This is a genomic window from Methylobacterium sp. V23 (genome assembly GCF_002917135.1).
Classification (GTDB): Bacteria; Pseudomonadota; Alphaproteobacteria; order Rhizobiales; family Beijerinckiaceae; genus Methylobacterium.
Map to the genome: position 1 here is coordinate 117589 of NZ_PDHT01000014.1, position 23655 is coordinate 141243.

The 23655-nt window shown below is 65.7% G+C and carries 24 protein-coding genes; 18 read left to right on the top strand and 6 right to left on the bottom strand.

What is annotated here, in order from left to right:
- Positions 1 to 2 precede the first annotated feature (2 nt).
- Entirely contained in the window at positions 3 to 950 is a 948-nt protein-coding gene (locus CRT23_RS15075) for a hypothetical protein (protein ID WP_103710345.1), read from the bottom strand.
- Between the two features lie 337 nt (positions 951 to 1287).
- Between CRT23_RS15075 and CRT23_RS15080 the strand changes: the two genes are divergently transcribed.
- Together CRT23_RS15080 and CRT23_RS15085 are read left to right on the top strand one after the other, a co-directional pair.
- Positions 1288 to 2316, top strand: coding sequence for a DNA-binding protein (locus CRT23_RS15080; protein ID WP_103710346.1), 1029 nt, complete (start codon positions 1288 to 1290; stop codon positions 2314 to 2316).
- An 807-nt stretch (positions 2317 to 3123) separates the two neighbouring features.
- Entirely contained in the window at positions 3124 to 4119 is a 996-nt protein-coding gene (locus CRT23_RS15085; protein ID WP_103710347.1) for an HWE histidine kinase domain-containing protein, read from the top strand.
- A gap of 233 nt (positions 4120 to 4352) precedes the next feature.
- On the opposite strand, the gene CRT23_RS29610 is transcribed toward CRT23_RS15085, so the two are convergent.
- Complete coding sequence (locus tag CRT23_RS29610) at positions 4353 to 4820, bottom strand: MarR family transcriptional regulator (RefSeq protein WP_103710348.1); 468 nt, start codon at positions 4818 to 4820, stop codon at positions 4353 to 4355.
- A 295-nt stretch (positions 4821 to 5115) separates the two neighbouring features.
- Here CRT23_RS29610 and CRT23_RS15095 point away from each other — a divergent pair, with 295 nt between their 5' ends.
- The 12 genes from CRT23_RS15095 to CRT23_RS15150 all read left to right on the top strand — a co-directional run bounded on the left by CRT23_RS15095 (position 5116) and on the right by CRT23_RS15150 (position 17018).
- Complete coding sequence (locus CRT23_RS15095; RefSeq protein ID WP_103710349.1) at positions 5116 to 5994, top strand: STAS domain-containing protein; 879 nt, start codon at positions 5116 to 5118, stop codon at positions 5992 to 5994.
- Between the two features lie 4 nt (positions 5995 to 5998).
- Positions 5999 to 6400, top strand: a complete 402-nt coding sequence (locus CRT23_RS15100) for an STAS domain-containing protein (RefSeq protein WP_103710350.1) — start codon at positions 5999 to 6001, stop codon at positions 6398 to 6400.
- Positions 6381 to 6785 (top strand): anti-sigma regulatory factor, encoded by a 405-nt coding sequence (locus CRT23_RS15105; protein ID WP_103710351.1) that lies wholly within the window; start codon positions 6381 to 6383, stop codon positions 6783 to 6785. The genes CRT23_RS15100 and CRT23_RS15105 overlap by 20 nt, the downstream gene beginning before the upstream one ends.
- A gap of 2 nt (positions 6786 to 6787) precedes the next feature.
- Positions 6788 to 7792 carry an ATP-binding SpoIIE family protein phosphatase gene (locus CRT23_RS15110; RefSeq protein ID WP_103710352.1) on the top strand — a complete coding sequence of 335 codons (1005 nt, stop codon included), beginning with the start codon at positions 6788 to 6790 and terminating at the stop codon, positions 7790 to 7792.
- Positions 7789 to 9687 carry an ATP-binding protein gene (locus CRT23_RS15115; RefSeq protein WP_103710353.1) on the top strand — a complete coding sequence of 633 codons (1899 nt, stop codon included), beginning with the start codon at positions 7789 to 7791 and terminating at the stop codon, positions 9685 to 9687. The genes CRT23_RS15110 and CRT23_RS15115 overlap by 4 nt, the downstream gene beginning before the upstream one ends.
- A 118-nt stretch (positions 9688 to 9805) precedes the next feature.
- Positions 9806 to 10876, top strand: coding sequence for a PAS domain S-box protein (locus tag CRT23_RS15120; RefSeq protein ID WP_146056397.1), 1071 nt, complete (start codon positions 9806 to 9808; stop codon positions 10874 to 10876).
- A gap of 8 nt (positions 10877 to 10884) precedes the next feature.
- A complete protein-coding gene (locus tag CRT23_RS15125) occupies positions 10885 to 12414 on the top strand; it encodes an ATP-binding protein (protein WP_280951987.1) in 1530 nt (509 codons plus the stop codon).
- 342 nt (positions 12415 to 12756) lie between these two features.
- Positions 12757 to 13887, top strand: a complete 1131-nt coding sequence (locus CRT23_RS15130; RefSeq protein ID WP_103710356.1) for a PAS domain-containing protein — start codon at positions 12757 to 12759, stop codon at positions 13885 to 13887.
- A 442-nt stretch (positions 13888 to 14329) separates the two neighbouring features.
- Complete coding sequence (locus CRT23_RS15135; RefSeq protein ID WP_103710357.1) at positions 14330 to 14551, top strand: hypothetical protein; 222 nt, start codon at positions 14330 to 14332, stop codon at positions 14549 to 14551.
- A 136-nt stretch (positions 14552 to 14687) separates the two neighbouring features.
- Positions 14688 to 15512, top strand: coding sequence for a cytochrome b/b6 domain-containing protein (locus CRT23_RS15140; protein ID WP_103710373.1), 825 nt, complete (start codon positions 14688 to 14690; stop codon positions 15510 to 15512).
- Positions 15509 to 16441: a molybdopterin-binding protein gene (locus CRT23_RS15145; protein WP_103710358.1), complete on the top strand. Its 933-nt coding sequence runs from the start codon at positions 15509 to 15511 to the stop codon at positions 16439 to 16441. Before CRT23_RS15140 ends, CRT23_RS15145 begins: the two co-directional genes overlap by 4 nt.
- A 187-nt stretch (positions 16442 to 16628) precedes the next feature.
- A complete protein-coding gene (locus CRT23_RS15150) occupies positions 16629 to 17018 on the top strand; it encodes a heme utilization protein (protein WP_103710359.1) in 390 nt (129 codons plus the stop codon).
- Positions 17019 to 17150: 132 nt separating this feature from the next.
- Here the strand turns inward: CRT23_RS15150 and CRT23_RS15155 are convergent, their stop codons facing one another.
- Both CRT23_RS15155 and CRT23_RS15160 read right to left on the bottom strand, forming a co-directional pair.
- The gene (locus tag CRT23_RS15155; protein ID WP_103710360.1) at positions 17151 to 17378 is read right to left on the bottom strand and encodes an alpha/beta hydrolase fold domain-containing protein; all 228 of its coding nucleotides are present in this window, start codon (positions 17376 to 17378) and stop codon (positions 17151 to 17153) included.
- Between the two features lie 16 nt (positions 17379 to 17394).
- Positions 17395 to 18084, bottom strand: coding sequence for a Crp/Fnr family transcriptional regulator (locus tag CRT23_RS15160; RefSeq protein ID WP_245436250.1), 690 nt, complete (start codon positions 18082 to 18084; stop codon positions 17395 to 17397).
- A 217-nt stretch (positions 18085 to 18301) separates the two neighbouring features.
- Between CRT23_RS15160 and CRT23_RS15165 the strand changes: the two genes are divergently transcribed.
- From CRT23_RS15165 to CRT23_RS15175, 3 genes are read left to right on the top strand one after another with little or no spacing between them, the layout of a single operon-like run.
- A complete protein-coding gene (locus tag CRT23_RS15165) occupies positions 18302 to 19066 on the top strand; it encodes a Crp/Fnr family transcriptional regulator (protein ID WP_103710362.1) in 765 nt (254 codons plus the stop codon).
- 2 nt (positions 19067 to 19068) lie between these two features.
- On the top strand, positions 19069 to 19332 hold the full coding sequence (locus tag CRT23_RS15170; protein WP_245436252.1) for a hypothetical protein: 264 nt from the start codon (positions 19069 to 19071) through the stop codon (positions 19330 to 19332).
- A gap of 35 nt (positions 19333 to 19367) precedes the next feature.
- A complete protein-coding gene (locus CRT23_RS15175) occupies positions 19368 to 20369 on the top strand; it encodes a sensor histidine kinase (RefSeq protein WP_103710363.1) in 1002 nt (333 codons plus the stop codon).
- Positions 20370 to 20720: 351 nt separating this feature from the next.
- Here the strand turns inward: CRT23_RS15175 and CRT23_RS15180 are convergent, their stop codons facing one another.
- Entirely contained in the window at positions 20721 to 21179 is a 459-nt protein-coding gene (locus tag CRT23_RS15180) for a nuclear transport factor 2 family protein (RefSeq protein WP_103710364.1), read from the bottom strand.
- Between the two features lie 190 nt (positions 21180 to 21369).
- Here CRT23_RS15180 and CRT23_RS15185 point away from each other — a divergent pair, with 190 nt between their 5' ends.
- Positions 21370 to 21804: a helix-turn-helix domain-containing protein gene (locus CRT23_RS15185; protein ID WP_103710365.1), complete on the top strand. Its 435-nt coding sequence runs from the start codon at positions 21370 to 21372 to the stop codon at positions 21802 to 21804.
- Between the two features lie 112 nt (positions 21805 to 21916).
- Here CRT23_RS15185 and CRT23_RS15190 read toward each other — a convergent pair.
- On the bottom strand, positions 21917 to 23655 hold a 1739-nt coding region (locus CRT23_RS15190; RefSeq protein ID WP_146056399.1), incomplete at its 5' end, for a PAS domain-containing protein.

The window sequence follows — 23655 nt, forward strand, 5'->3', positions numbered from 1 at the left end:
GGTCAGCCGAACCTCATGGCCTTGGTGCCAGTTGGGTGCTCCCAGATGGCGCGGGCCTCGCGGATCAGCATGGCCGCCCGGAGGGGGCCGAGGTCGATGTCCGTCGAGCGCATGTTCTGGCGCGCATGGTCGTGGAGTCGTTCCATGGCGTGCGCCACGTCATCCAGGGCCCAGCGGGATTCGTGCCCTTCGGCGAGCCACAGCCTTTCCTCCGCGGCTTCCAGGGCCTTTGCTGCCCGTTCCAATCGAGGTCCGATTTCCCAACGAGGCAGGAGGGCGAGGCCTTCGCGGACCTTCTCGCAGAGTCGAAGCGAGAAGCGAGCCTCCACCAAGTCGGTGCCCAGCAGGGGGCGATGGACGGTGACCCTGTCGTCATCGCGCTTCGGACGGATGAGGCCGCCGCGGGTCCAAGAGCGGTTTTGCGGTTCATGGAGCGGGGCGGGTCCATACAGCGCGGCGGAAGCCTCCAGGGCGATGTCGAAATCGGTCGCCGCCAACCATCCGGCGGGTGGGTCAGGCCTCCAGGTCGTGTCCGCCCCGGGATACGACGGGCGGTAGGGCCAGTATTCCTCGAAACCGGGAATGACGAGGGAGAGGCGGGTCGTGTAGAGCCCCGTCCGCGTGAGATCCTCCACCTGCCAGACCGGCAGGGGCGCTCGTTTATGGACGACGTCGTCGATGACGATGATGTTCTCGTCGGCGTAGGCCTGGGCGACTTCGAGCGCCTCGCGAAGATCGTGCCCCGATGGCCGGCATCCGGGTGGAAGGGGGCTTTTCGCGGAGGGCTCGAAATCGTGCAGGGGATAGTCCTCCCATGTCCGACTGGAGAGAAGCTGGTCGCTTCGTGCCCCCCTGTCCAGCCAGCGAGTGAAGTTTTCGGGGAGGAGCGGGCGCCAATAGTCGCCCTCGAATTCGAGCCTCGTCAGAACCTTCAGGCCGACCCAATCCATTCGGGCGGTCAGCGCGACCGGCGCTTCCGATTTCCGCACGGTTCTGGCGACGATACGGTGCCGACGGTCATCTCCCGGCCCCCTGCACGTTGTTATGCCCGGCCAAAAGAGCTCCGGCGTCGTGTGCTCACGGCCCGCCGGATCCAGATGGCGAAAGATATAGGGAACGTACATGCCGCCTGTCCCGGGCACCGATCCGGCCCCGGATGAAGGTGCCAGAGAGCCTGGCAAGGGACACGGCCTTCACAGGCAGGATCGTCGGCCGAGCGAGAGGCCGACGGTGACCTCCCCTTTACCGGATGGCACGCATGCTCATTCCCCTGAAGGGGCTGGCGACATGACGGAAGCGGAAGAGGCGTTCAAGGCGAAGGTGTTCGAGATCGCCGATGGGATCCGGAACGAGGTGCGCGTCACCAACGCGACGGTCCGCAAGCACCTCAAGGACCAGGACATCAAGTGCTCCTACACGCGCCTCGTGCCGCTCGTCGCCGAGTGGAAGGCGCACCGTGAGTACCTCAAGCGAATCGAAGGGGAGGCCACGCTTCCCGACACCGTCCAGACCGCCTTGATCCATCTCGGCCGCATGATCCTGGCCGAAGGCGCAGCCAAGGAGCAAGCAAGAGCGAAGGCGTTGAAGGACGCCGAGGGGCGGGCCGTCGAGAAGGCCCAGGAGGGCCGCGACGAGGTGCTCCTGGCCGCCGATCGGATGGAGGAGGAGATCGCAAGCTTGCGCCTGGAGGTCACCCGGCTCCACGATGCCTTGGCCCGGGCGCAGTCTGGCCGCGGTGATCCCCAGGCCGAGCATGGACCAATTGCCCCCACCCCGCGGAAAGCTGCTCCCCTGGACCCCATCACCACGGTCGCGGCCGAGTTGAACGAGAAGGACGCCAGGACACAGGATCCCGATGCCCTGCTCGCCGACATAGCCAATCGGATCAAGGGACTGCTTGCGGACCATGGGCCGTGCGATGCGAGCCAGTTGCACTTCCACCTGCAGCAGGAGTTCGGCAAACGCGCCGCGGCGATGCAGATGCCGCTTGAAGCCGGATGGCTACGCCATTGGCTGCGTGGCTTCACGGGTCCAGCCGGCGGACTCATCGAGGACAAGGGCGCCTTCGACCTGGCGTCCCGGACCGCTGACGCGGGCGCGGCTTTCCAGGCCAGGGTGATGGCCGATGTCCACGGCTTGCTGGAGGAGCACGGCTTCCCGATGGCCTTGCCGGCAATCACCAAACGCCTGGCCCCAAGGCTGGGCCAGGAACTCCGGCTGACGGGTGGACAGCTCGGCGACTGGATGAAGGCGCGGCCGGACCTATTCAGGAAAACCGCGAAAGGATGGTTCGCGAGCCTACCCAGCCAGGCCTGAACCTCGGGCTACGGCGGTCTGCGAGCACACTACGCACCTTGGTCCACCCGATCCCGGGGTAGCGGTCATTATCGGACGGCGCGAGCTTTCCGTCGCCACTGAACCTGTCACGCATGTACGGCATGTCATCTTACCGCACAAAGACCTGGCTCCTGGCAGGCACCATCTGACGAGCGGCGTTCATCGTGCCTTCCCGCGAAGGGCATGGGCATGGACGCCCCTCATTCAGACGCCGGCGGCACAAGTAAGGACAGTGCCCTCGCCAATGCCTGTAGCGTGTAACGTTATCCGTTACTCGCTACACACCGAGTCGTCGTAAAGCTCCGCTGCAACGGCAAACTTCACCAGGCGGTCACGGCCACGTCGAGGCTGTCCAACGTCGTATGGGCGGCCGGACCCCAGGCGTTCCCGGGTGCAGCCCGGAACAGACTTATAGAGGTTCGCAGGGGAGGTCATCGTTGGCCTCCGGGTGCGCCCCGCGTAAGGCACTCGCAAATCCGCTCCAGGCTTACAGCCCGGCGAAACTCCGATAGGGAAATCCTCCCAGTGAAGCGCCTCGCCATCTTTCTCGCCCGCACCTGACAGTGCTCGTCAACACCGGGGGAGCTACAGGGCTGGTGAACGACGTAGAACGTGCCTGGAAGTAGCAATCACAAACGCCGAGCCTTCAGCGCGACAGGGCGACAGGGCGAGAGGGCGAGAGGCGAGGCAACTTCGACCGTTGATGCAAGTTAGCGACAGGCACCTTCGCGCGGGCCTGGACGACCCCGGCCGCGCTGGGCCGTCTTGTTCGGAGTGGCGTTTCCCGTGGGTCGAGACGAGAATGGTTCCGGCGCGGTCGACCTGAGGCTCCTGCGCGCGGCCGTCGAAGCCTCCGGCGAGGCCATCCTCATCACCTCGGCCGACATCGAAGAGCCGGGTCCCCGCATCGAATACGTCAACCCTGCCTTCACCCGGCTGACCGGCTACGAGGCCGGTGAGGTGCTGGGACGGTCCCCGCGGTTCCTGCAGGGTCCGGAGACGGAGCGGGCCGTGCTGGACCAGCTGCGTGCCGCCCTGGAGGGAGGAGAGTCCGTCCAGGGCGAGGCGGTGAACTACCGCAAGGACGGCTCCACCTACGTGGTCGAGTGGCTGGTCACCCCGGTGCGCGAGGCGGACGGGCGCATCACCCATTGGGTCTCGGCCCAGCGCGACGTGACGGGACGGCGCGCGGCAGAGGATCGGCAGGCGCTGATGGTGCGCGAGCTGCACCACCGGGTGAAGAACACGCTCGCCACGGTCCAGGCCGTGCTCAACGCGACGGTGCGCTCCTCCCTCACCATCCCCGAGTTCACCCGGGCCTTGTCCGGCCGGATCGCGTCGCTGGCCCGAACGCATGCGCTGATCACCGAGAGCACGGCGCAGGCCACCTCGTTCGAGAGCCTGCTGCGGGCCGAGCTCGACCCCTACGACGAGCGTGGACGCCTCGCCCTGTCGGGTCCTCGCGTCCCGCTGCCGTCGGAACTCGCGGTGCCGGTCGGCATGGCCCTGCACGAACTGACCACCAACGCCCTGCGGCATGGGTCCCTGGCCGACCCGAACGGCCGGCTTGAGGTGACCTGGCGGGTCGAGGAGGGACCGAGCGGACGTGGACTACGGTGGGATTGGAACGAGCATGACGGTGCGCCCGCCGCGTACCCGACGCGCGAGGGCTTCGGCCACCGCCTGCTCAACAAGGTCTTCGCCGTGCAGACCGGCGCAGAGGTGGCCGTCGAATTCGCGTCGGACGGGCTTAGGGTGTCCATCCGGCTGCCCTTGCCCTGACTCCCCCCCCCTACGCCGGATGGTGTCGTATCTTATGCTTCCCTCGCGGCAGGTTTCGGCATTTCCATTTCCTTGCGCCGCCATCCGCATGAGCAGGACAAACGCCTGCCCACGCTGTGGAGAGGATGGGCGCGCGAGTCCTATGACGTAAGGAAACCGGTTCGTGATGGCAGAAGAGGCCGTCCGCCTGGATCACGCCTCGCCTTGGCGCGTAAGCGCCCCACGAGCCTTGCTCAGAGAGGCTCTTCCTGCGGATCGGCCTCCTGACGGGAGACGCGGTCGGTGAGGTCCTTCAGTTCCTGCCGCAATTCGGCGAGATCCCTTTCGGCGAGACCGGTGCGGCACACCACGGACTTCTGCGCGCCCGAGACCTTGGCCTCCAGCTCCCGACCGGCTTCCGTCAGGGCCACGAGCACCACTCGGCGGTCGCCGGTCCGCGCACGCGCGACGAAGCCGGCGGCTTCGAGCCTGTCGACGAGGGGGGTGACCGAGCTCGGCCCGACCTGGAGGCGCTTGGCAAGGTCGTGTCCCGCCATCGAGCCATCCTGCCAGAGCGCAAGCATGACGAGGTACTGCGGGTAGGTCAGGCCCACCTCGGCCAGCAGGGGGCGGTATGCTCGCACCACCGCGTTCGTGGCTGCATAAAGGGCGAAGCAGATCTGGTCGTCCAGCTTCAGCCCGGGTCCTTTCGGCGATGTCATCGACCCCTCCCTTCAGGCTTGAATGATCCACGCACGAATGACAGTGTCTACGCGCCGTGCTAACGCGTCCGACGCGGGTTATCCATCCACCGACCGTCGTGTTCTCCCGGAACCTAAAACGCCGGGCGGGGGAAACGGGCGTCGGATGCATGGGCTTGCCCGCATGACCAAGCGCGGGCATCCGCGCCCGGGCCAGGGATAACTTTCCCGAGTGGCACAGCCTCAGGGCGATGCCGCCTATCGGCGCCAACACGCGCGGGTTAGACGCCGCAAGACGAGAGCAAGGGACTGCTGGATGGCTTTGGATGGTGTCGAGGTCCTGATCAGGACCATCGCGGACGACGGGGCTGCGATCCTCGACGGCTGGCTCGCATCCTTGCGGGAGGGCTCCTCGCTGCAAAGCGGTCGCATCCGCGAGGCCGAGCTCCAGACCCAGGCCAAGGCCGTGCTCGGACAGCTTCGCGATGCGCTCGGGTCCGACGGGGCCGACGCGGACGGAGAGGGCTATGCATCCCTGCGCGAGACGCTCGCCGACATCTCCCGCTCCCGGGCACTCCAGGGCTTCACGCCGTCCGACACCGCCAACTTCGTGCTCTCCCTCAAGGAGCCGCTCTTCGAGGCGCTGCTGCGAACCGGCGGGGCCGACGCATCCAACCTGGCGTCGGGAATTTGGGCCATGGGCAAGGTGCTCGACCAGCTTTCCCTTCATACCATGGAGGTGTTCCTGGCAAGCCGCGAGGAGGTGATCGGTCGTCAGGGACAGGAGATCGCCGAGCTCTCGACCCCAGTGGTCCGGCTCTGGGACGGCATTCTCGCCCTGCCGCTCATCGGCACCCTCGACAGCGCACGAACCGGGGTGGTCATGGAGAACCTTCTCCAAGCCATCGTCGACGAGGAGGCCGAAATCGCCATCATCGACATCACCGGGGTCCCGACCGTCGACACCCTGGTGGCGCAGCACCTGCTCAAGACCGTCGCGGCGGCTCGGCTCATGGGAGCCGACTGCATCGTCTCCGGCATCCGGCCGCAGATCGCGCAGACCATGGTTCACCTCGGCGTCGAGCTGAACGTCGTCTCGAAGGCGACCCTGGCCGACGCCTTCGCGGTCGCCCTGAGGCGGACCGGCCGCAAGGTGGTTCGCCAGCAGGCGGCCGTGGCCGAGGAGCGGCGCTGAGGCCATGGACCGCATCCCCATCCTCAAGCTCGGTGGCGCCCTCATCGTCACCATTCAGGTCGACATGCACGACCGCCTCGCGCTTGCGCTGGAGGAAGACCTCACGGCCATGATCGCGCGCACCGGCGCGCGGGGCGTGCTCATCGAGATCTCCGCGCTGGAGATCGTCGATTCCTTCATCGGCCGCATGCTCGTGAGCATCGCCGCCGTCTCGCGCGTCCTCGACGCCGAGACCGTCGTCGCGGGGATGCGCCCGGCGGTTGCCATCACGCTGGTCGAACTCGGGCTGGAACTCACCGGCATCAAGACCGCCCTGAACGTCGAGCGGGGCATGGCCCTGATCCAGGCGCGCCTTTCCGAGGACGAGGGCGGCTTCGGGAGCGAACGTGACGGTCACGAGGTCTGAGACCCTGCCCATCCGTTCCGGCGACGACGTCGTGCGCGTTCGCCAGCGGGTGCGGACGCTCGCCGTCGAGATCGGCCTCGGCCTCGTCGACCAGACCAAGATCATCACCGCTGCGAGCGAGTTGGCCCGCAATACCCTGGACTACGGCGGCGGCGGCGATGTCCGCGCCGAGGTGGTGCAGTCCGGGATGCGCAAGGGCCTGCGCCTCACCTTCGAGGACCAGGGCCCCGGCATCGCCGACATCGAGCAGGCGCTGACCGACCACTACACCTCTGGAGGCGGCCTGGGACTGGGCCTGGGCGGAGCCAGACGCCTCTCGAACGAGTTCCACATCGCGTCGACCCCCGGCGTCGGCACGCGCGTGATGATCGCCCGGTGGAAATGAACATGGACCGGGTCACCGTCACGGAAGCGAGCCAGGTGGCGGAGGCGCGACGGCTGGCCGTGGCCGTCGCGCAAGCCATCGGCTTCGACGAGACCTCGGCCGGGCGAGTGGCCCTCGTCGTGACCGAACTTGCGACGAACATCGTCAAGTACGGCGTGCCGGGCGAGGTTCTCGTCGGCACCTACGAGGACGGAACCGGCTCCGGCGTCGAGGTCCTCGCCCTCGATAAGGGTCCCGGTTTTTCGGACCTCGGTTGCGCCATGCGAGACGGCCACTCCACAGGAGGCAGCGCGGGCGAGGGCTTGGGAGCGGTTCGCCGCCTCTCCGACGCCTTCGACATCGCCTCGCGACCCGGCGCGGGCACCGCGGTGCTGGCCCGCCTCTCCTCCGTCCGCGCGACCGTGAAGGTGCCCTCCGACGCGCCGCCGACCTACGGTGCCGTCACGGTGGCGTTGAAGGGCGAGGTTGCCAACGGCGACGGCTACGCCATCCGCGAGAGGGCCGACGGTTGGACCGTCATGGTGGCGGACGGACTCGGCCACGGACCCGAGGCCGCGAAGGCATCCGAGGCGGCGGTCCGCATCTTCCGACGGCACCAGGACGATGCACCGGCTGCGATCCTGTCCGCCGTGCATGCCGGCCTCGGACACACCCGGGGCGGGGCCGTCTCCGTCGCGCGTTTTGGGCGGGAACCCGGCGTGCTCTCGTTCGCCGGCCTCGGCAACGTGGCGGGCGCCGTGGTCCATGGCGGGAGCGCCAAGCGCACGGTCAGCCTGGCCGGGACGGCCGGGCACGCCGCCCGCCGCATCCAGGCGTTCGAATACCCGATGCGGGCGCAGGACCTGTTCGTGCTCTGCTCGGACGGGATCGCCACCGGCTATTCCCTCGACGGCTATCCCGGGCTCGCCGAGGCTCACCCGACCCTCGTGGCAGGGGTGATCTATCGCGACTTCGCACGGGCCCGCGACGACGCCACCGTGCTCGTCGCGCGCGGCGGTGCAACATGAGGCGGCCGCTGCTCACGACCCGTGTCGAGCATGAGGACGACATCGTCACGGTTCGCCAGCGCGTGCGTCGGTTGGCCGAGCGCCTCGGCTTCGGCGTGCAGGACCAGACCCGCATCGCCACGGCGGTGTCCGAGATCGCGCGCAATGCGTACGGCTACGCCGGCGGCGGAAAGATCGAGTACGGGCTCGACGAGGAGGGCGGGGGCCAGTCGCTGGCCATCCGCATCGTGGACAAGGGCCCCGGCATCGCCGACTTGGATGCCATTCTGGAAGGCCGGTACCGCTCGACCACCGGGCTGGGCATCGGCATCACCGGCTCCCGACGCCTGATGGACCGCTTCGACATCGTTTCCGAGGTCGGCCGCGGTACGGTCGTGACCTTCGGCAAGAGACTGCCGCCGGGCACCGAGACGTTCTCCGGGCCGCGGCTGGCGAGCCTGGCCGAGGACGTCGCCCGCGCCCGGACCGAGGAGCCGGCGGCCGCCCTGCGCGAGCAGAACCGCGAGCTCCTGCGCAGCCTCGCCGAACTCGCCGAACGCGAGGACGAGGCGCATCGCCTCAACCGGGAACTCGCCGAGACGAACCGGGGGGTGGTGGCGCTCCATGCCGAACTGGAGGCGCAGGCCGAGCAGCTACGCGAGGCCGGAGCCTCGCTGGAGAGCCAGGTCGCCGAGCGGACGGCCGAACTCGCCCAGGCCAACGTCCGCCTGCTCGCCGAGGCGGCCGAGCGCGAGCGCATGGAGCTCGACCTGCGGCAATCCCAGAAGCTGGAGGCGGTCGGGCAATTGACCGGCGGAGTGGCCCACGACTTCAACAACCTGCTGACCATCATCCGCTCGTCCGTCGACTTCCTGCGCAGGCCGGACCTGCCCGAGGAAAGGCGCAAGCGGTACATGGACGCCGTCTCCGATACGGTCGACCGCGCTGCCAAGCTCACGAGCCAACTCCTCGCCTTCGCACGCCGACAATCCTTGAAACCGGAGGTGTTCGACGTCGGCGAGCGCCTGCGCGCGGTGGCCGACATGCTCGACACCATCACCGGTGCCCGCATCCGCGTGAAGGTGGAGGCGGACGGGGGGCCGGTCCTGGTGCGCGCCGACGTCAACCAGTTCGAGACCGCGGTGGTCAACATCGCCGTGAACGCCCGCGACGCCATGGATGGGGTCGGGACCCTGACGATGCGCGTCCTGCCGGGGCAGGTCATGCCGTCCATCCGGGGCCATGCCGGGTCGAGCGGGCCGTTCGCCGCGATCTCGCTCACAGACACCGGTTCGGGCATCCCAGAGGATGTCCTCGCCCGCATCTTCGAGCCGTTCTTCACGACGAAGGAGGTCGGTCGCGGCACCGGGCTCGGCCTGTCCCAGGTGTTCGGCTTCACCAAGCAATCGGGCGGGGACGTCGAGGTCACGAGCGAAGTTGGCCGCGGCACGGCCTTCACCCTCTACCTGCCGGAAGTCTCGTGCGGCGTGGTCGAGGCACCGCCGGCCGATCCCGAGGCCGGTCTGATCCTGGGAGGCGACGGCCAGCGCGTCCTCGTCGTGGAGGACAACCTGGAGGTCGGCCGCTTCGCCACCCAGATCCTGGAGGACCTCGGCTACGCGCCCGAGTGGGCGGTCAACGCCGAGGCGGCGCTCGAACGGCTCGGCCTGGACGGAGCTGGGTTCGCGGCGGTCTTCTCCGACGTCGTCATGCCCGGCATGGGCGGCCTGGAGCTCGCCAAGGCGTTGCTCGTGCGCCTGCCCGATCTTCCGGTGGTGCTGGCCTCGGGCTACAGCCACGTCCTGGCGAGCGAGGACAGCCACGGCTTCGAACTCCTGCACAAGCCGTATTCGGCGGCGCAGATCGGCCGGGTGCTGCACCGGATCATGGCCTCACCTCAGAAAACCGTCCCATGACACGCTGCCGAAGCCCGGCTTCGAAGATGACATCTTGTTCGGCCGACCCTGACCCGACCGCCATCATCTCGAACGGAACGCGCCATTGCGACAGCACAGCACCATCGAAGAACTGCAGGTGCCTGAGGAAGCGGTCGGCGGCTCCGCCGTCGGCGAGGCATGCAGGCTCGCGGCGCTGATGGGCTACGCCGTCCTCGACACGCTGCCCGAGGACGATCTCGACGACATCGTCCGGCTCGCGGCCCGCATCTGCGACGCACCGGTGTCCCTGATCACCCTCGTGGACGACGTGCGCCAGTTCTTCAAGGCACATTCGGGCTACGACGGGGCGGAGAGCGCCCCGCTCGAATCGGGCTTCTGCCCGCTCGTGGTGCAGGCCGCGGGGCCTCTCGTCATCCCGGACACGTTGTCCGATCCGGCTTACGCCCGCAATCCCGCCACCATCGGGGGCGGCGTGCGCTTCTATGCCGGCGTTCCTTTGCTGACATCCGACGGCCTCGCGCTCGGCACCCTGTGCGTGCTTGACCAAGTGGCACGTCCCGCCGGTCTTGAGGCGAGCCGGATCGAGGCCCTGCAGGCGCTCGCCCGCCAGGTGATGGCCCAGTTCGCGCTGCGCCGGGCCCTACGCGAGCGCGACGAGGCGTTGCGGGAGCGCCGGGCCGGGGAGGCGCGCCAGCGGCAGATCCTCTCCAGCGCGGTCGATTACGCCATCGTCACCACCGACCTAAGCGGCAACATCACCGGCTGGACCGGGGGCGCGGAGGCCATCCTCGGCTGGACGGAGGCCGAGGTCCTGGGCCGGGCCGCCGACCTGTTCTTCACGCCGGAGGACCGGGCGGCGGGACGCCCGGACCACGAGATGACGGAAGCACGGGAAGAGGGGCGTGGCAACGACGAGCGCTGGCACCTGCGCAAGGACGGAACGCGGTTCTGGGCGCTTGGCGAGATGATGCCGCTCACTTCCGAGGACGGCGCCCACGTGGGCTACCTCAAGATCCTGCGGAACCGCACCGAGGAGCGGCGCCGGTCCGAACGCCTGAACCTGCTGGCGCGCGCGGCCGCCGAGCTCCTGTCCGCCGCCGACCCGGACGCGGCGGTCCGCCCGATCCTGGAAGCGGGGGCCGAGTCCCTCGGCTTCGACCAACCTTCATCTACGAGGCGCGCGGCGACGGCGAGCGCATCGCGCTGACCCAGTCCATCGGCCTCGGGCCCGAGTTCCGGGCCATCCTCAGCGACGTGTCCTGCGACCTGCCGCTGTGCGGGATCGTGGCCCGGACGCGCAGGCCCTTCGTGCTCGGCCATATCCAGGCGAGCGCCGAACCGCGCCATACCATGGCCCGCGGGGCGGGTCTGACCGCGTTCGCGGGTTACCCCCTACTCAACCACGGCCGGCTGTCCGGCGTCATCTCGTTCGCCTCGACCACCCTGTCCGAGTTCGAAGGGGAGTCGCTCGCCTTCTTCGCCACCATCGCCCACTTCCTTTCCACCGCGCGGGCGCGCCTGGAGGACGAGGCAGTCCTGCGCGCCAGCGAGAACAGCCTGGAGGGGCAGGTCTTCGAACGCACCCGCGAGCTGATGCAGGCCGAGGAGGCCTTGAGGCAGTCGCAGAAGATGGAGGCCGTCGGCCAACTGACCGGAGGCGTCGCGCACGATTTCAACAACCTGCTGACCATCATCAAGTCGTCGACCGAACTGTTGGGTAAGCCCAACCTCCCGGAGGAGCGTCGGGCCCGCTACGTCGGCGCCATCTCGGACACCGTCGACCGGGCCTCCAAGCTGACCGGGCAACTCCTCGCATTCGCACGCCGGCAGTCGCTCACGCCCGAGATCTTCGACGTGAACGACCGGGTGCATCGGGTCACCGACATGCTCGGCACCATCGTCGGTGGACGCATCCGGATCGAACGGCAGATGCACCACGAGCCCTGCCACGTCGAGGCGGACGTCAGCCAGTTCGAGACGGCGCTGGTGAACCTGGCCGTCAACGCACGCGACGCCATGGAAGGCGAGGGCGTGCTGGCTCTGAGCGTCCATTGCGGCGCGCCGATGCCGCAGATCCGCGGTCACGGCTACAGTGCCGCTCAGTTCGTGGCGGTCAGCATGCGTGACACCGGCAGCGGCATCCCCCGGGACAAGCTCTCCTCCATCTTCGAGCCGTTCTTCACGACCAAGGAAGTCGGCAAGGGAACCGGTCTCGGCCTGTCCCAGGTGTTCGGCTTTGCCAAGCAATCGGGCGGCAACATCGAGGTCGAGAGCGAAGTCGGAACGGGCACGACCTTCACCCTCTACCTTCCCCAGGTCGAAGGCGACGCCGATGGAGAAGCGGACCGGCAGCAGGACAAGAGAGCGGAGTTCCCGGAAGGCGGCGGTGGGCGACGCGTCCTCCTAGTCGAGGACAACATCGAGGTCGGGGCCTTCGCGACCCAGTTGCTGCAGGATCTTGGCTACGAAACGATCTGGGCCGCAAGCGCGCACGAAGCGTTAGAGCTACTGGCCGGCGACCGCCAAGCCTTTGACGTGGTGTTCTCGGACGTGGTGATGCCGGGCATGAACGGGGTCGAACTGGCGCGGGAGATCCGGCGGCTCCACCATGGGACACCGGTCATCCTGACCAGCGGGTACAGCCACGTGCTGGCCGAGGACGGGCGACACGGCTTCGAGCTCCTGCGCAAGCCCTACTCGGTCAACGACCTCTCGCGAGTGCTCCGAAAGGCTACGCACCATTGAAGGTCCCCGCCATGGCGCGATCAACCGTCGGAGGAGCCACACACCCAAAGCGTCCTGCCCCGTCCGGATAGTTCAGGCGCCTGCAACCCGGAGACATTGGCCGGCCAGCAGGCCGAGGCCAGCAAGCTTTTGAACGCAGCCTGCCACGATGCAGTAATTTTCATCAAATTGATCAGTTGCCTCGCACCTGCTGTAAATTCGCATTGGGGATTGCTGAATATTATCAGCCAATCAAGTTATGTTGATGAAACCCATCATATGACGACATTGCATTTGCGGGGTTGAGCTAGGCTTTCGTCTGCACATACGTGCCTGCGGCGTTTCAGGAACCCGGGGTGAACCGTGAGCAATGGCATCGAACGCGATCCGGCCATAGGTCTCGGCGGGCTTTGGCCGATCAACGTCTTGCGCCGTTGGTCAGCGTCCGGCCCAGGCTTCGAACCTGTCTCCGAAAGCCTCCCGGCACTTACCGCGAGCCATCCTCTCACTGGGGAAGGGCCTGGACGCGGTTTCATCGATGCGAGTCCGGATTGCATCGAAGTGCTGGATGCCAACGGCAACCTTCAGTACGCCAACCCGATGGCGCTTCGTCTCCTCCGCAGCAAAAACACCGCAGAGAACGAGGGCGAGCCTTGGGTCGACGGATGGCCAGTCGAGGCACACGCCGCGGTCGCGACCGCGCTCGGTCAGGCAAGATCCATCGGCACGGCGGCATTCGGTGGCTGGCGTCCGAACGGGCGAGGTGAAAGCAGGTACTGGGATGTTGCGGTATCGGAGCTGATCGATGCCCAAGCGGCCCCGATAGGCTTTTACGCCGTGTCCCGCGACCTAACGTGGATGAAGCGTGCGGAGGAGGACCGCGACCTTCGCAGCTTGGAGATGAGCCATCGGCTCAAGAACGTGTTCGCACTCGTCAATGGGCTCGTGACGGTATCCGCCCGCAGCGAGCCGTCCGTACAGCCCTATGCCCGTGCCTTGAGGGAGCGGCTATCGGCGCTGGACCGGGGCCTACTCTACCTGCACGCGCCCGTTACGGACGCGGCGGAAGGTCAACCGCGCCAGACCCTGCAGAACCTCCTCCGCAGCTTGCTTGAGCCCTACGAGACCGCCCGACCGGCGCGCCGCCGATTTCGGTTTCTCCAGTCATACAATCCGGTCATCGGGTGCCAGACGGTGACGTGCCTGGCCCTGATCGTCCATGAACTCTCGACCAACGCCATCAAGCACGGCGCTTTGTCCACGGCAAACGGAACGATCTTCATCACCTGCCGGGAGCAGGACGGCGAGATGCAACTCATCTGGACCGAGCGAGGTGGCCCATCCATCTCCAGCGTTCCCAAGCACGTCGGCTTCGGATCCACGCTGGCGCAGAGATGCATCGGCGGGCACCTCGAAGGCACGATCTCGCATTCGTGGCAGCGTCGCGGCCTGAAAGTGCGGATCGGCGTGCCCGTCGACCACCTGTCGGGCTGACGGTTTAGGCGGTGATCCCCACGCGCCTGGCCTTCGAGCCGGCGCCACCGATGCCGACGCCTCGGCTACCCGCTGTGCGCTTTTGTTGGTGCCAATGACCTTGGGACCGAAATGCCTAGACGCTGGATGCCGTCTTGCGACCGGGAACGTCCACGCGACGCCCCTGTCCCGGAATATGGCGCCGGTCTTTAAGTCATCAGCCACATCACATCGGGCAAGTGAAGGCTGATCCGAATTTCTGAAACCTATTCGGCGGTCGTTCCGTACATGCCTCAAAGTTCCAACTGGGACAAGGCGTGGGACTGCGGTTCCAGCGCACGTAGAAGCTTTATCTGATGTGATCATATGATAGTATTTTTTGATTTTGTTTAGGAACTTATCTTAGGCACTTCGTCTTTCTGTCCTGTCGAACTCGCAATCCAACCTCGCTTAGGAGATATCCATGACAAAGATCACGTTCGCCTTGTCCGCCATGACCCTTTTGGGAGGCATCGCCTTCGGCGCCGGCTCGGCTTCCGCCGCCCCCATGGCCGTGAACGGCCTTCAGTCAGGCCAATCCGAGATCACCCAGGTCCGCATGATGAGGGGTGACCGGATGATGATGAAGAAGCGCATGATGAAAAGGCGCATGATGAAGAAGCGGATGATGAACCGCGGCATGTGACCTGCGCCACTCGCCTGGGTGGGAGGCTCCGATCAGGGGCCTCCCACGGCCGTTCGTTCCTGGAGAAAGCCGCTTGCCCCGCACCTACCTGACGCGCTCGGCACCCGATCTTGCCGAGGTCGAGCGCCGCCGCTGGATGTTCCGCCACCCCGTGGTCATCCGGGTCACGCACTGGGTCAACGCGGTCTGCCTATTGGTGCTGCTGATGAGCGGCCTGCAGATCTTCAACGCTCATCCCGCCCTGTACTGGGGCAAGGTCTCCACCTTCGACACGCCGTTCCTGTCCATGTCCGCGACCGAGGATGACCCGCCCAGGGGCGTGACCACGGTGATGGGGCACCCCTTCGACACCACCGGCGTGCTGGGTTCGTCGACGGCCGCCAACGGCGCTCCGGCCGACCGCGGTTTCCCGCCTTGGCTCACCCTGCCGAGCGAGCAGGACCTCACCGGCGGACGTAGCTGGCACTTCTTCTCCGCCTGGGTCTTCGTCCTGAATGGGCTCGCCTATCTGCTGTATGGCCTCGTCAGCGGGCAGTTACGATTCCGGGTGATCCCGTCACGGGACCAGATCCGCCATTTCGGGGCGTCGATCCTGGAGCACCTCACCCTGCGCTTCCCGCTAGGCGACGAAGCCAAGCGCTACAACGTCATCCAGAAGCTCACCTACGTGGTGGTGCTCTTCGTGCTCCTGCCTACGGAAGTCCTGGCGGGCATGGCGATGTCGCCGGCGCTCGATGCGGCCGCGCCCTGGCTGCTGACGATGTTCGGCGGTCGACAGTCGGCACGCACGGTGCACTTCATCGTCGCCAATCTCCTTGTCCTGTTCGTCGTCGTACACGTCGCCCTCGTCCTCCTCTCCGGGTTTTGGAACAACATGCGCGGCATGGTCACCGGTTGGTTCGTGATCGAGCGGAAGGTCGAGGCGGTGCCGGCTCCCGTCGGGGCGGGAGGGACCGCATGATCCGCCCACCCAGTCGCCGCTCGCTCCTTCTGGGTGCCACGGGGGCGCTCGGGGCCTCCGTCCTGGGAGGCTGCGACCGCCTCGGCGAGATGGATTGGTTCAAGCACACCCTGAAGTCGGGCGAGGACGCCAACCTTTTCGTGCATCGCCTGCTCACCAGCGACGCGACCCTGGCCCCCGAATACGCGGAAGCCGACATCTCGCCGTGGTTCAAGCCGAACGGAACCGAGGACCCACCGGACAAGGACTACAAGGCCCTCGTGAGACGGAAGTTCGCCGACTATCGTTTGGAGGTCGGTGGCCTCGTCGAGAAGCCGTTCAAGATCACCCTGGCTGACCTGCGCAAGCTTCCGGCCCGGACACAGATTACCCGCCACGACTGCGTCGAGGGCTGGAGCTGCATCGGCAAGTGGACCGGTGTGCCGCTCAGCGAGCTCCTGCAGCGTGCCGTTCTGAAGCCCAACGCCCGCTACGTGATGTTTCACTGCGCCGACACCATGGATCAGGGCAGCGCGCTCGAAGGCGGCGGGGACGGCGAAGAGGAAGAGCCTCAGGCGGAAACGTCCGCGAAGGGTGCAAACCCGAACATGACGAAGCGGGCGGTCGGGGACGAGGACACACGGAACTCCGGAAAATCGGAGGATACGGCAATTGCCGACGAGGGCGCCCCCGCGCCGGTCCGCTTCTACGAGAGCGTCGACCTCGTCGATGCCTATCACCCGCAGACGATCCTCGCCTACGAGATGAACGGGCAGACCCTGCCCGTCGCCAATGGGGCGCCCCTTCGCCTCCGGTTGGAGCGCAACCTCGGCTACAAGCAGGCCAAGTACGTCATGCGCATCGAGGTGGTCGAAAGCTTCGCCGGCATAGGCGAGGGCAAGGGCGGGTACTGGGAGGACCAGGGCTACGCGTGGTACGCCGGCATCTGAACCGCTTGGCCACGGCGTACGAGAAGCATCTGCAAGGTCGAGCTTGATCTGTCAGTTATTCAGGCGCCGACGGAATCTTTATTGCTGGCAATTGCAGCCCAGCATCCCATATCCCGAACATAGTCAGTTGCTGCGCCGTTCAATGAACGTGCGGTCGGCTTTGACCGTGCAATCATTGGAGCGCCGTATGGCCCATCTACGTGTCTCGATCCTGGTCACTTGCCTGATGGCCTCCGCTCTGTGTCCAGCGGATGCGGCAACGAAGAAGGTTCGTGTGCCGAACAAGTACGACGGGTCCTGGAGCATCATGGCAATGACCGCACAAGGCCCCTGCTCGGCCAATACGAACTATCAGGTGCAGATTAAGGCCAGCAACGCCTCGGTCCCAGGTGAAGACGTGGACATCGGCGGTGGCGTGTCCGCCGGCGGGGCCGTGCAGGTCACGCTCATCAAGGGCCCGAACACGGTGCCGATCATGGGTAAGCTTAGCTCGGACGGCAGCGGCAGCGGCACGTGGCGCACATCAGGAGGCCTCGTGGATTGCAGCGGTAGCTGGAACGCCAAGCGCACAAGCTGAAAAAGACTGCCAGCCATCCAGGTCGACGGTCATGCTGTTGTCCGGGCGCGCTTCGGCGAAGGATTAAGAGTGCCCGAGCTAGCACGTCTAACAGGCCGGCCGGTCGAGTCGTAGGCGGCCCCGGTCCGAGGATTACCTCGGGGCCGTCGAGCCGGTTGCCGTACCGGCGAACGCCCCCCTCAAGTCGGTGATGACGGCTTCCTCGGCCTGCTTCGCCTTCGCTACCACGCTGCCCATCCCGGAGAACTCGTGGGTCACGCCGGGATAGTCGCGGTAGGACACCTGGCCGCCGGCCGCCTTGAGCTTGTCGACCAGCATCTTGGCGTCGTCGTGAAGTGAATTGGTCTGGGCAGTAACCACCTACCTGGATTGTCGCTTAGATCGATGTGGGTTCCTGACCGAGAAGTCGTTCGTACTCGGCTTCCGGCCTTCCGTACGCAGCGCCGGCCAACATCAAGAGGCGAGTGCGATCCACGATGGTGATGGTGCCTCGCCTGGACTCGATCAGGCCCTCGCGAACGAACCTGCGAACTATTGTCGTCAATCCGCTTCGGTCGACGCCCAGCATGAGGGAGAGGAACTGATGCGTGGTTGGTAGGACATCGCCGTCCACACGGTCGTGGCACATCAACAACCAGCGTGCCAGGCGAGCGTCGACCTTATAGCGCCCATTGGCCAAAGCCGTGGAGGCAACGAGGACGTGGTGGGCTTGGGCGTAGCGAAGCAGGTGGCCGTGCAGGCACGGACTGGATCGCATCGCCCCCAGGAACGCATCCTTTGGGATCGCCCAGGCAAGCCCGCTCATCTGAACGAGTCCCTCGTCGGGCGTCCGGTCGGCACCCATCAACAGTGGCAACCCGACCAAGCCTTCGCGGCCGACCACAGCGAATTCGATCCGCTCGCCGTCCGTCGCGACCCCGATGCACGAAACGATGCCCTGCTGGATGAAGTGCACGTGTGTTATGGGTTCGTCAGGGGCAATCACCATCTCGCCGAGGGCCAGCGTCACCAGTTCGAGATGGGGCTCCAGCAGCGCCAGGTCGGCCGGTGCCAAAGCCGCAAGCAATCTGTTTCGGCAGTCGTGCATAAGGCATTGAGACAAGGGTGCCCCGTCCGTGTCGGGGCGGGAGTTTAACAACCCTCAGCCGCTTGCGCCCTGATGCGTGCAAGCGATGTCTCTTCGTAGGCTCACGGCCGGAACAACGCAAATACCCGTCATATGATCGTGCGGATGTTGAAATTTCCACGTAGTGCGAAATGGCGTTATCGCATGTCGAGGTTCGATGAAGAATGCTCTGATCCGGAAGCTGGAGAGCTTTGAAGCCCTAACTGACCAGGATCATCAGGCCCTGACCGCGTTCGTCCTACGGGTTCGTGGGGTAGGGGCCCGGGTCGACCTCGTGCGGGAAGGTGACGTGCCCGAGCACGTCCATCTCATCCTCGACGGCTATGCCTGTCGCTACAAGGTCCTGCCGGACGGCCAGCGCCAGATCATGGCCTACTTCGTGCCCGGCGATTTCTGTGACCTCAACGTGTTCATCCTCGATCAGATGGACCACAACATCGGCACGCTTACGGCCTGCCAGGTGGTCGAGATCTCCCGTTCGGCCATCGACGAGATCATGACCAACCATCCCCGCATCACACGTGCCCTGCTGTGGTGCGCCCTCGTCGACGAGGCGATCCTGCGGGAGTGGTTGGTCAACATGGGCGCACGCGAGGCCAACGAGCGCATCGCCCACTTCATCTGCGAGCTTTACATGCGTCTGGATGCGGTCGGGCGGGTCAGGGATAGCAGCTACGCGTTCCCTTTCACGCAGACCGAGGTTGCCGATACGATGGGGCTCTCGAACGTTCACGTGAACCGTGTCCTCAAGGACTTGCGGCAATTGGGGCTCATCAGGCTCAAGCAGAGGGTTTTGACGATCCTGGATCTGGACCGTTTGAAGGACCACTGCAAATTCAATCCGAACTACCTGCATCTCAAGAACGCTCGCTGGCACGACCGCCGCAGCGTGCATTGGCTCGATCAATCCCAGGGGGCCTAACCGTGACCGCCCCGCACAACGTCGAGCCGTTGGTGGTCATGCAACCGATCAAGGTCGATACGGGCGGCGACGACCGCGACGGCCGGTTGGTGATGGCGAACGGGATGCTCGTCGCGCTCCTGGTGCGATTGGAGGACGAGGACCACGAACAGGCGGGCGGCTGGTTCCTTGAGGCGAGCTTCGGCAAGTTGCCGTCTCGGTCAGCCCCGGTCTTCGACAGCCTGGACGACGCGACGCGCTGGCTTCGGCAGCGTCTCAAGCCATAGAGGTCGGCCTCCTGCCCAGATCCATCGGAAACCTTATGACACCCCAGCAAGTGTCGTCTCCGAAATGGGGAGGACGACAGCTGCGCCTCGCCATCGATGCGGCCGGCGTCGCGCTGTGGTCCTGGAACGTATACGACGACACGTTCACCATGGACGAGCGGGCCTTCGTCCTCTGGGGATTACCGCAGAGCGACCTGGTCGACTTCGGGGACCTATCCGCCCGCATCCATCCGGCGGACCGCGACCGCGTCAGGGCTGCCTTTGCCGCGCCTCGGGCGATCCTTGGTTCCTACGAGATCGACTTCCGCATCCTGCAGGGGGAGCTGGTGAAGTGGATCTCCGCGCGTGGCCAGGGTGACGACCAGGGCATCGAGGAAGGGGTGATGTTCGGCATCTTCCTCGACGTGACCGGGCGCAAGCAGGCCGAGGAGGCACACGAACTGCTCGCGGGCGAGATGAGCCACCGCGTCAAGAACCTGCTCACCATTGCCACGAGCCTGACGGCCATCACCTCCCGCTCGACCACCACGACGGTCGACATGGCCCGCGAGCTCACCCAACGGCTGACCGCCCTCGGCCGCGCGCACGACCTTGTGCGTCCGCTCTCGGGCGACGACGGCAAGGCGGCACTGCTTGGGGACCTGCTCGCGATCCTGCTAGCGCCCTACGACGACATGGGCGCGTTCAGCGGTCGCATTCGCGTCTCGGTGCCGAGGATGGGGGTTGGCGAGGCAGCCGCGACGACCCTGGCCCTCGTGGTCCACGAGTTGGCCACCAACTCGCTCAAGTACGGTGCCGTGTCGGTGCCCAGCGGCACGCTCGACGTGTCGGGCTCCGACCACGGAGAGAACCTCGCCCTGGCCTGGACCGAGCGGGGCGGGCCGCCCGTCGTGCCACCCGTCGGTCCCGGCGGGTACGGCAGCAGGGTGCTGGACCGCGCGACGACGCACCAGTTGGATGGTTCGGTCTCCCGCACCTGGGACGAGGCCGGCGTCATCGTCAACCTCACGATGAACAAGGCATTCCTCACGAGGTGAGGCGACGGCCTCGTCCTCGGAGGGGGCTTGCCCCTGCCGTGCCTGGTCCGCCCGGTCTGGCAACAGCGGCGAGGAATGGAACGAAAAGGAAGAAAGGTCCCCGACAGGATGCGGGGCCGTCTTTGACTCCAGGCTGATCCGATACGGACCTTCGAGGTTCAAAGGCGGGACATTGGGTCGGCCATCAGTTGAGATCTAGTGGACCAAGTCTGACGCTTGGACCCGCCGGGAGAGGCTGCTTCCGACCCTTCTCGGACCCTCGTAAGGTCCGCTCTGCGGCAGGTTGACGGAGAGCTGAACCCAAGTTCTCGCCCGCGCTCGGGAACAGCCTTTTAGCGGCAGCGACCCGCATTAGCTCAAAATTGGCGCAGCCGCAGCTTCTTCCAAACCGGCACGAGCTTGGATTGCAAGTCCCCGTTCCGCAGCCTGAGAACCGAAGTACTCCTTAATTGAAGTGACCTTGCCACATTGCAATTTAAAAACGTGAACGCCCTTGTTAATGTAAGAGCTTTGACCATCAAGGAGCTTTGCGCTAGCCCTCCACTTAGCAAACACCGTAGTATTCCACGGCCAACCCTTAACCTCGACCTGATCGACCTCTATGCGAAGCGTCGGGAACACGCGGCCCATGCGCTCAAACCATTGTTTGATGGCTGGCTTCCCATGTCGCTCGCCTCCCAACGCATGATCCCCGGCAACCCAGTGATACGCGTTTGGGGTAAGCCCCTTTACTGCGTCATCCCAACGATGGTTATTAACGTCATCGAAGCTCTGGCGGATCGCCTTCTCTACAATCAAACTATAGACCATTGGTCCCCCCTACTGCTGGGCAGCCGCCTATCGGCAACGTGCACTCGTAGTTTCGCCAGACGGATGGGCGCCTCTTCAGGTCCCAACGATGATCCCGTTTCAGAACAGCTAATCCCTGTCCTCTTCCCACTGGATCGTCCGCCATCAGCGTGATACTATCGTTTTGATACTGAGTCACTAGCGAAACGATATGGACTTTCAACAACCCTCCCTCGTTCGGTGTCCTGTCGCTCGCGGCCTCAATTCGGTTGGGGATGCTTGGAGCATGTTGATCCTGCGCGACGCCTATTACGGGCTCACTCGGTTCGACCAGTTTCGGAAGAGCCTCGGTATCGCGCCTACGATGCTGACCCGCCGATTGGCCGCACTAACCACCGACGGATTGCTGGAGAAACGCCTCTACTCCGAGCGGCCGCCGCGTGAGGAGTATGTGCTGACCGAAGCAGGCCGTGATTTTCTGCCGGTCCTTGTGATGATCGGTGCCTGGGCACAACAACACTCCGGCGCTGACCTCGCGCGGTTCATCGATGAAACGACAGGTCTCGAAATTCAGCCGGTCGTCATCGATACGGTCTCTGGAGAGAGGTTTGGCAGCCGACCAATACGCACGGGCGTGCGTTCATAAGTCCTGATTTCTGCACGGTCGGATGCGGAGCGTCCGCTTTCGGACCGCAGGTGCATCGAAGCGGGCAATGTGGGGTTTCGTACACACCGATCAAGCCGGAAGCCTAGCCTGCTTAGACCGAACCCCTCGCATGAAGGCCGAGAAGCCGGTGCAGGACGTCGCCCAGTTGCACTGCCGAGTACGGCTTCTGCAGTAGCTCGAACCCGTGCGTGCCCTCCTGCGCCAGCACGTGGCTGTAGCCGGATGCCAGGACCACCGGCAGGTCCGGCAACCGCTGCTGCAGTGCCTTGGCAAGTTCTACGCCACCCATGCCTGGCATCACCACGTCGGTGAACACCAGGTCGAAGCCTGCGCCGTCGCCGCCCAACAGGTCCAACGCCTCCTCGGCGTTGGCCGCCCAGGTCGGTCGATAACCCAGGTCCTCAAGGATCTGGGTCGCGAACTGACCGACGCCGATGTTGTCCTCCACGACGAGGATGCGCTGCCCCGTGCCGAGAGGCGTCAGGCCCCCTTCGGGCCCGCGGACCCGGGCCTCGACCTCCGCTTGCTCGACTTCCGGCAGGTAGAGGGTGAAGGTGGTGCCCTGGCCGATTGTGCTGGCCACGTCGATGTCGCCGCCGGATTGCTTCGCGAAGCCGAATACCTGCGACAGGCCAAGCCCCGTGCCCTTACCGACCTCCTTGGTGGTGAAGAACGGCTCGAAGATCCGGCTAAGCAGGTCCGGCGGAATGCCTGAACCCGTGTCGACGAGGGAGACTGCAGCGAAGGCCTTGCGCGAGCCGGCATGGCCGCGGATGACGGGAAGGGTCGTCCGGCATCCGAGGCGCAGGGTGAGGGTTCCTCCCCCGTCCATGGCATCTCGTGCGTTGACGGACATGTTGATGAGCGCGGTTTCGAACTGGCTTAGGTCCGCCCGGACGAAGCAAGGCGCATCGGGCACCTGCGCGACCACGTAGACGCGTGCGCCCGTCACGGTATCGAGCATCTCCGCGATCCCGCGCATCCTCTCGCCGACGTCGAACACCTCTGGCTTGAGGGCCTGCCGGCGTGCGAAGGCGAGCAGCTGGCCGGTGAGCTTGGCCGCGCGCTCGACCGTATCAGCGACGGCGTTGAGATACCGATCCTTCCGCGCCTCAGGCAGGTCCGGTCGGCGAAGGAAGTCCACGGACGAGCGGATAATCGTCAGCAGGTTGTTGAAGTCGTGCGCAACGCCGCCGGTGAGCTGGCCGACGGCTTCCAGCTTCTGGGATTGGCGGAGGGCCTCCTGTGCCTGCTCCAGCTCGGCCTGCCTTTCCCGGGCCTCGGTGATGTCGCGTCCGGTCGCGTAGGTAAGCGTTCCGGCCGGGGCGGCGGTCCATGAAATCCAGCGCGTCGAGCCATCCTTGTGCCGGTAGCGGTTGACGATATGGGGCATCCCACCCTCGGCTGCCTCGGTATAGGCATCAACCGTTTCAACATGGTCCTCCACCAGGACGAACTCGTTGACGTGGTGACCGACCAGTTCCTGCGGCTCGTAGCCGAGAAGGCGGGTCCATGCCGGGTTGACCCGCTGGAAGACGCCCTCGAAGTCGATAATCAGCATCAAGTCGGGAGCAGTGTCCCACATCAGGTCTCGCTCGTTCGTGCGCTCCTCGACGCGCCGTTCCAAGGTCGCGTTCAGGCTGCGCACCTCGCCGAGTGCCCGTTCCAGGCTCTCTTGGCTGTCTTTCAGCGCGGCGTCGGCCAGCACCCGCTGCGTGGTCTCGTCGGCGAAGATGAACAGGCCCGCGATCCTGCCGTCGGCGTCGAGTACCCGCGAATACGAGAAGGAGAACCAGGTCTGCGCCGCCCCCCGGTCGGTATCGAGCGTCC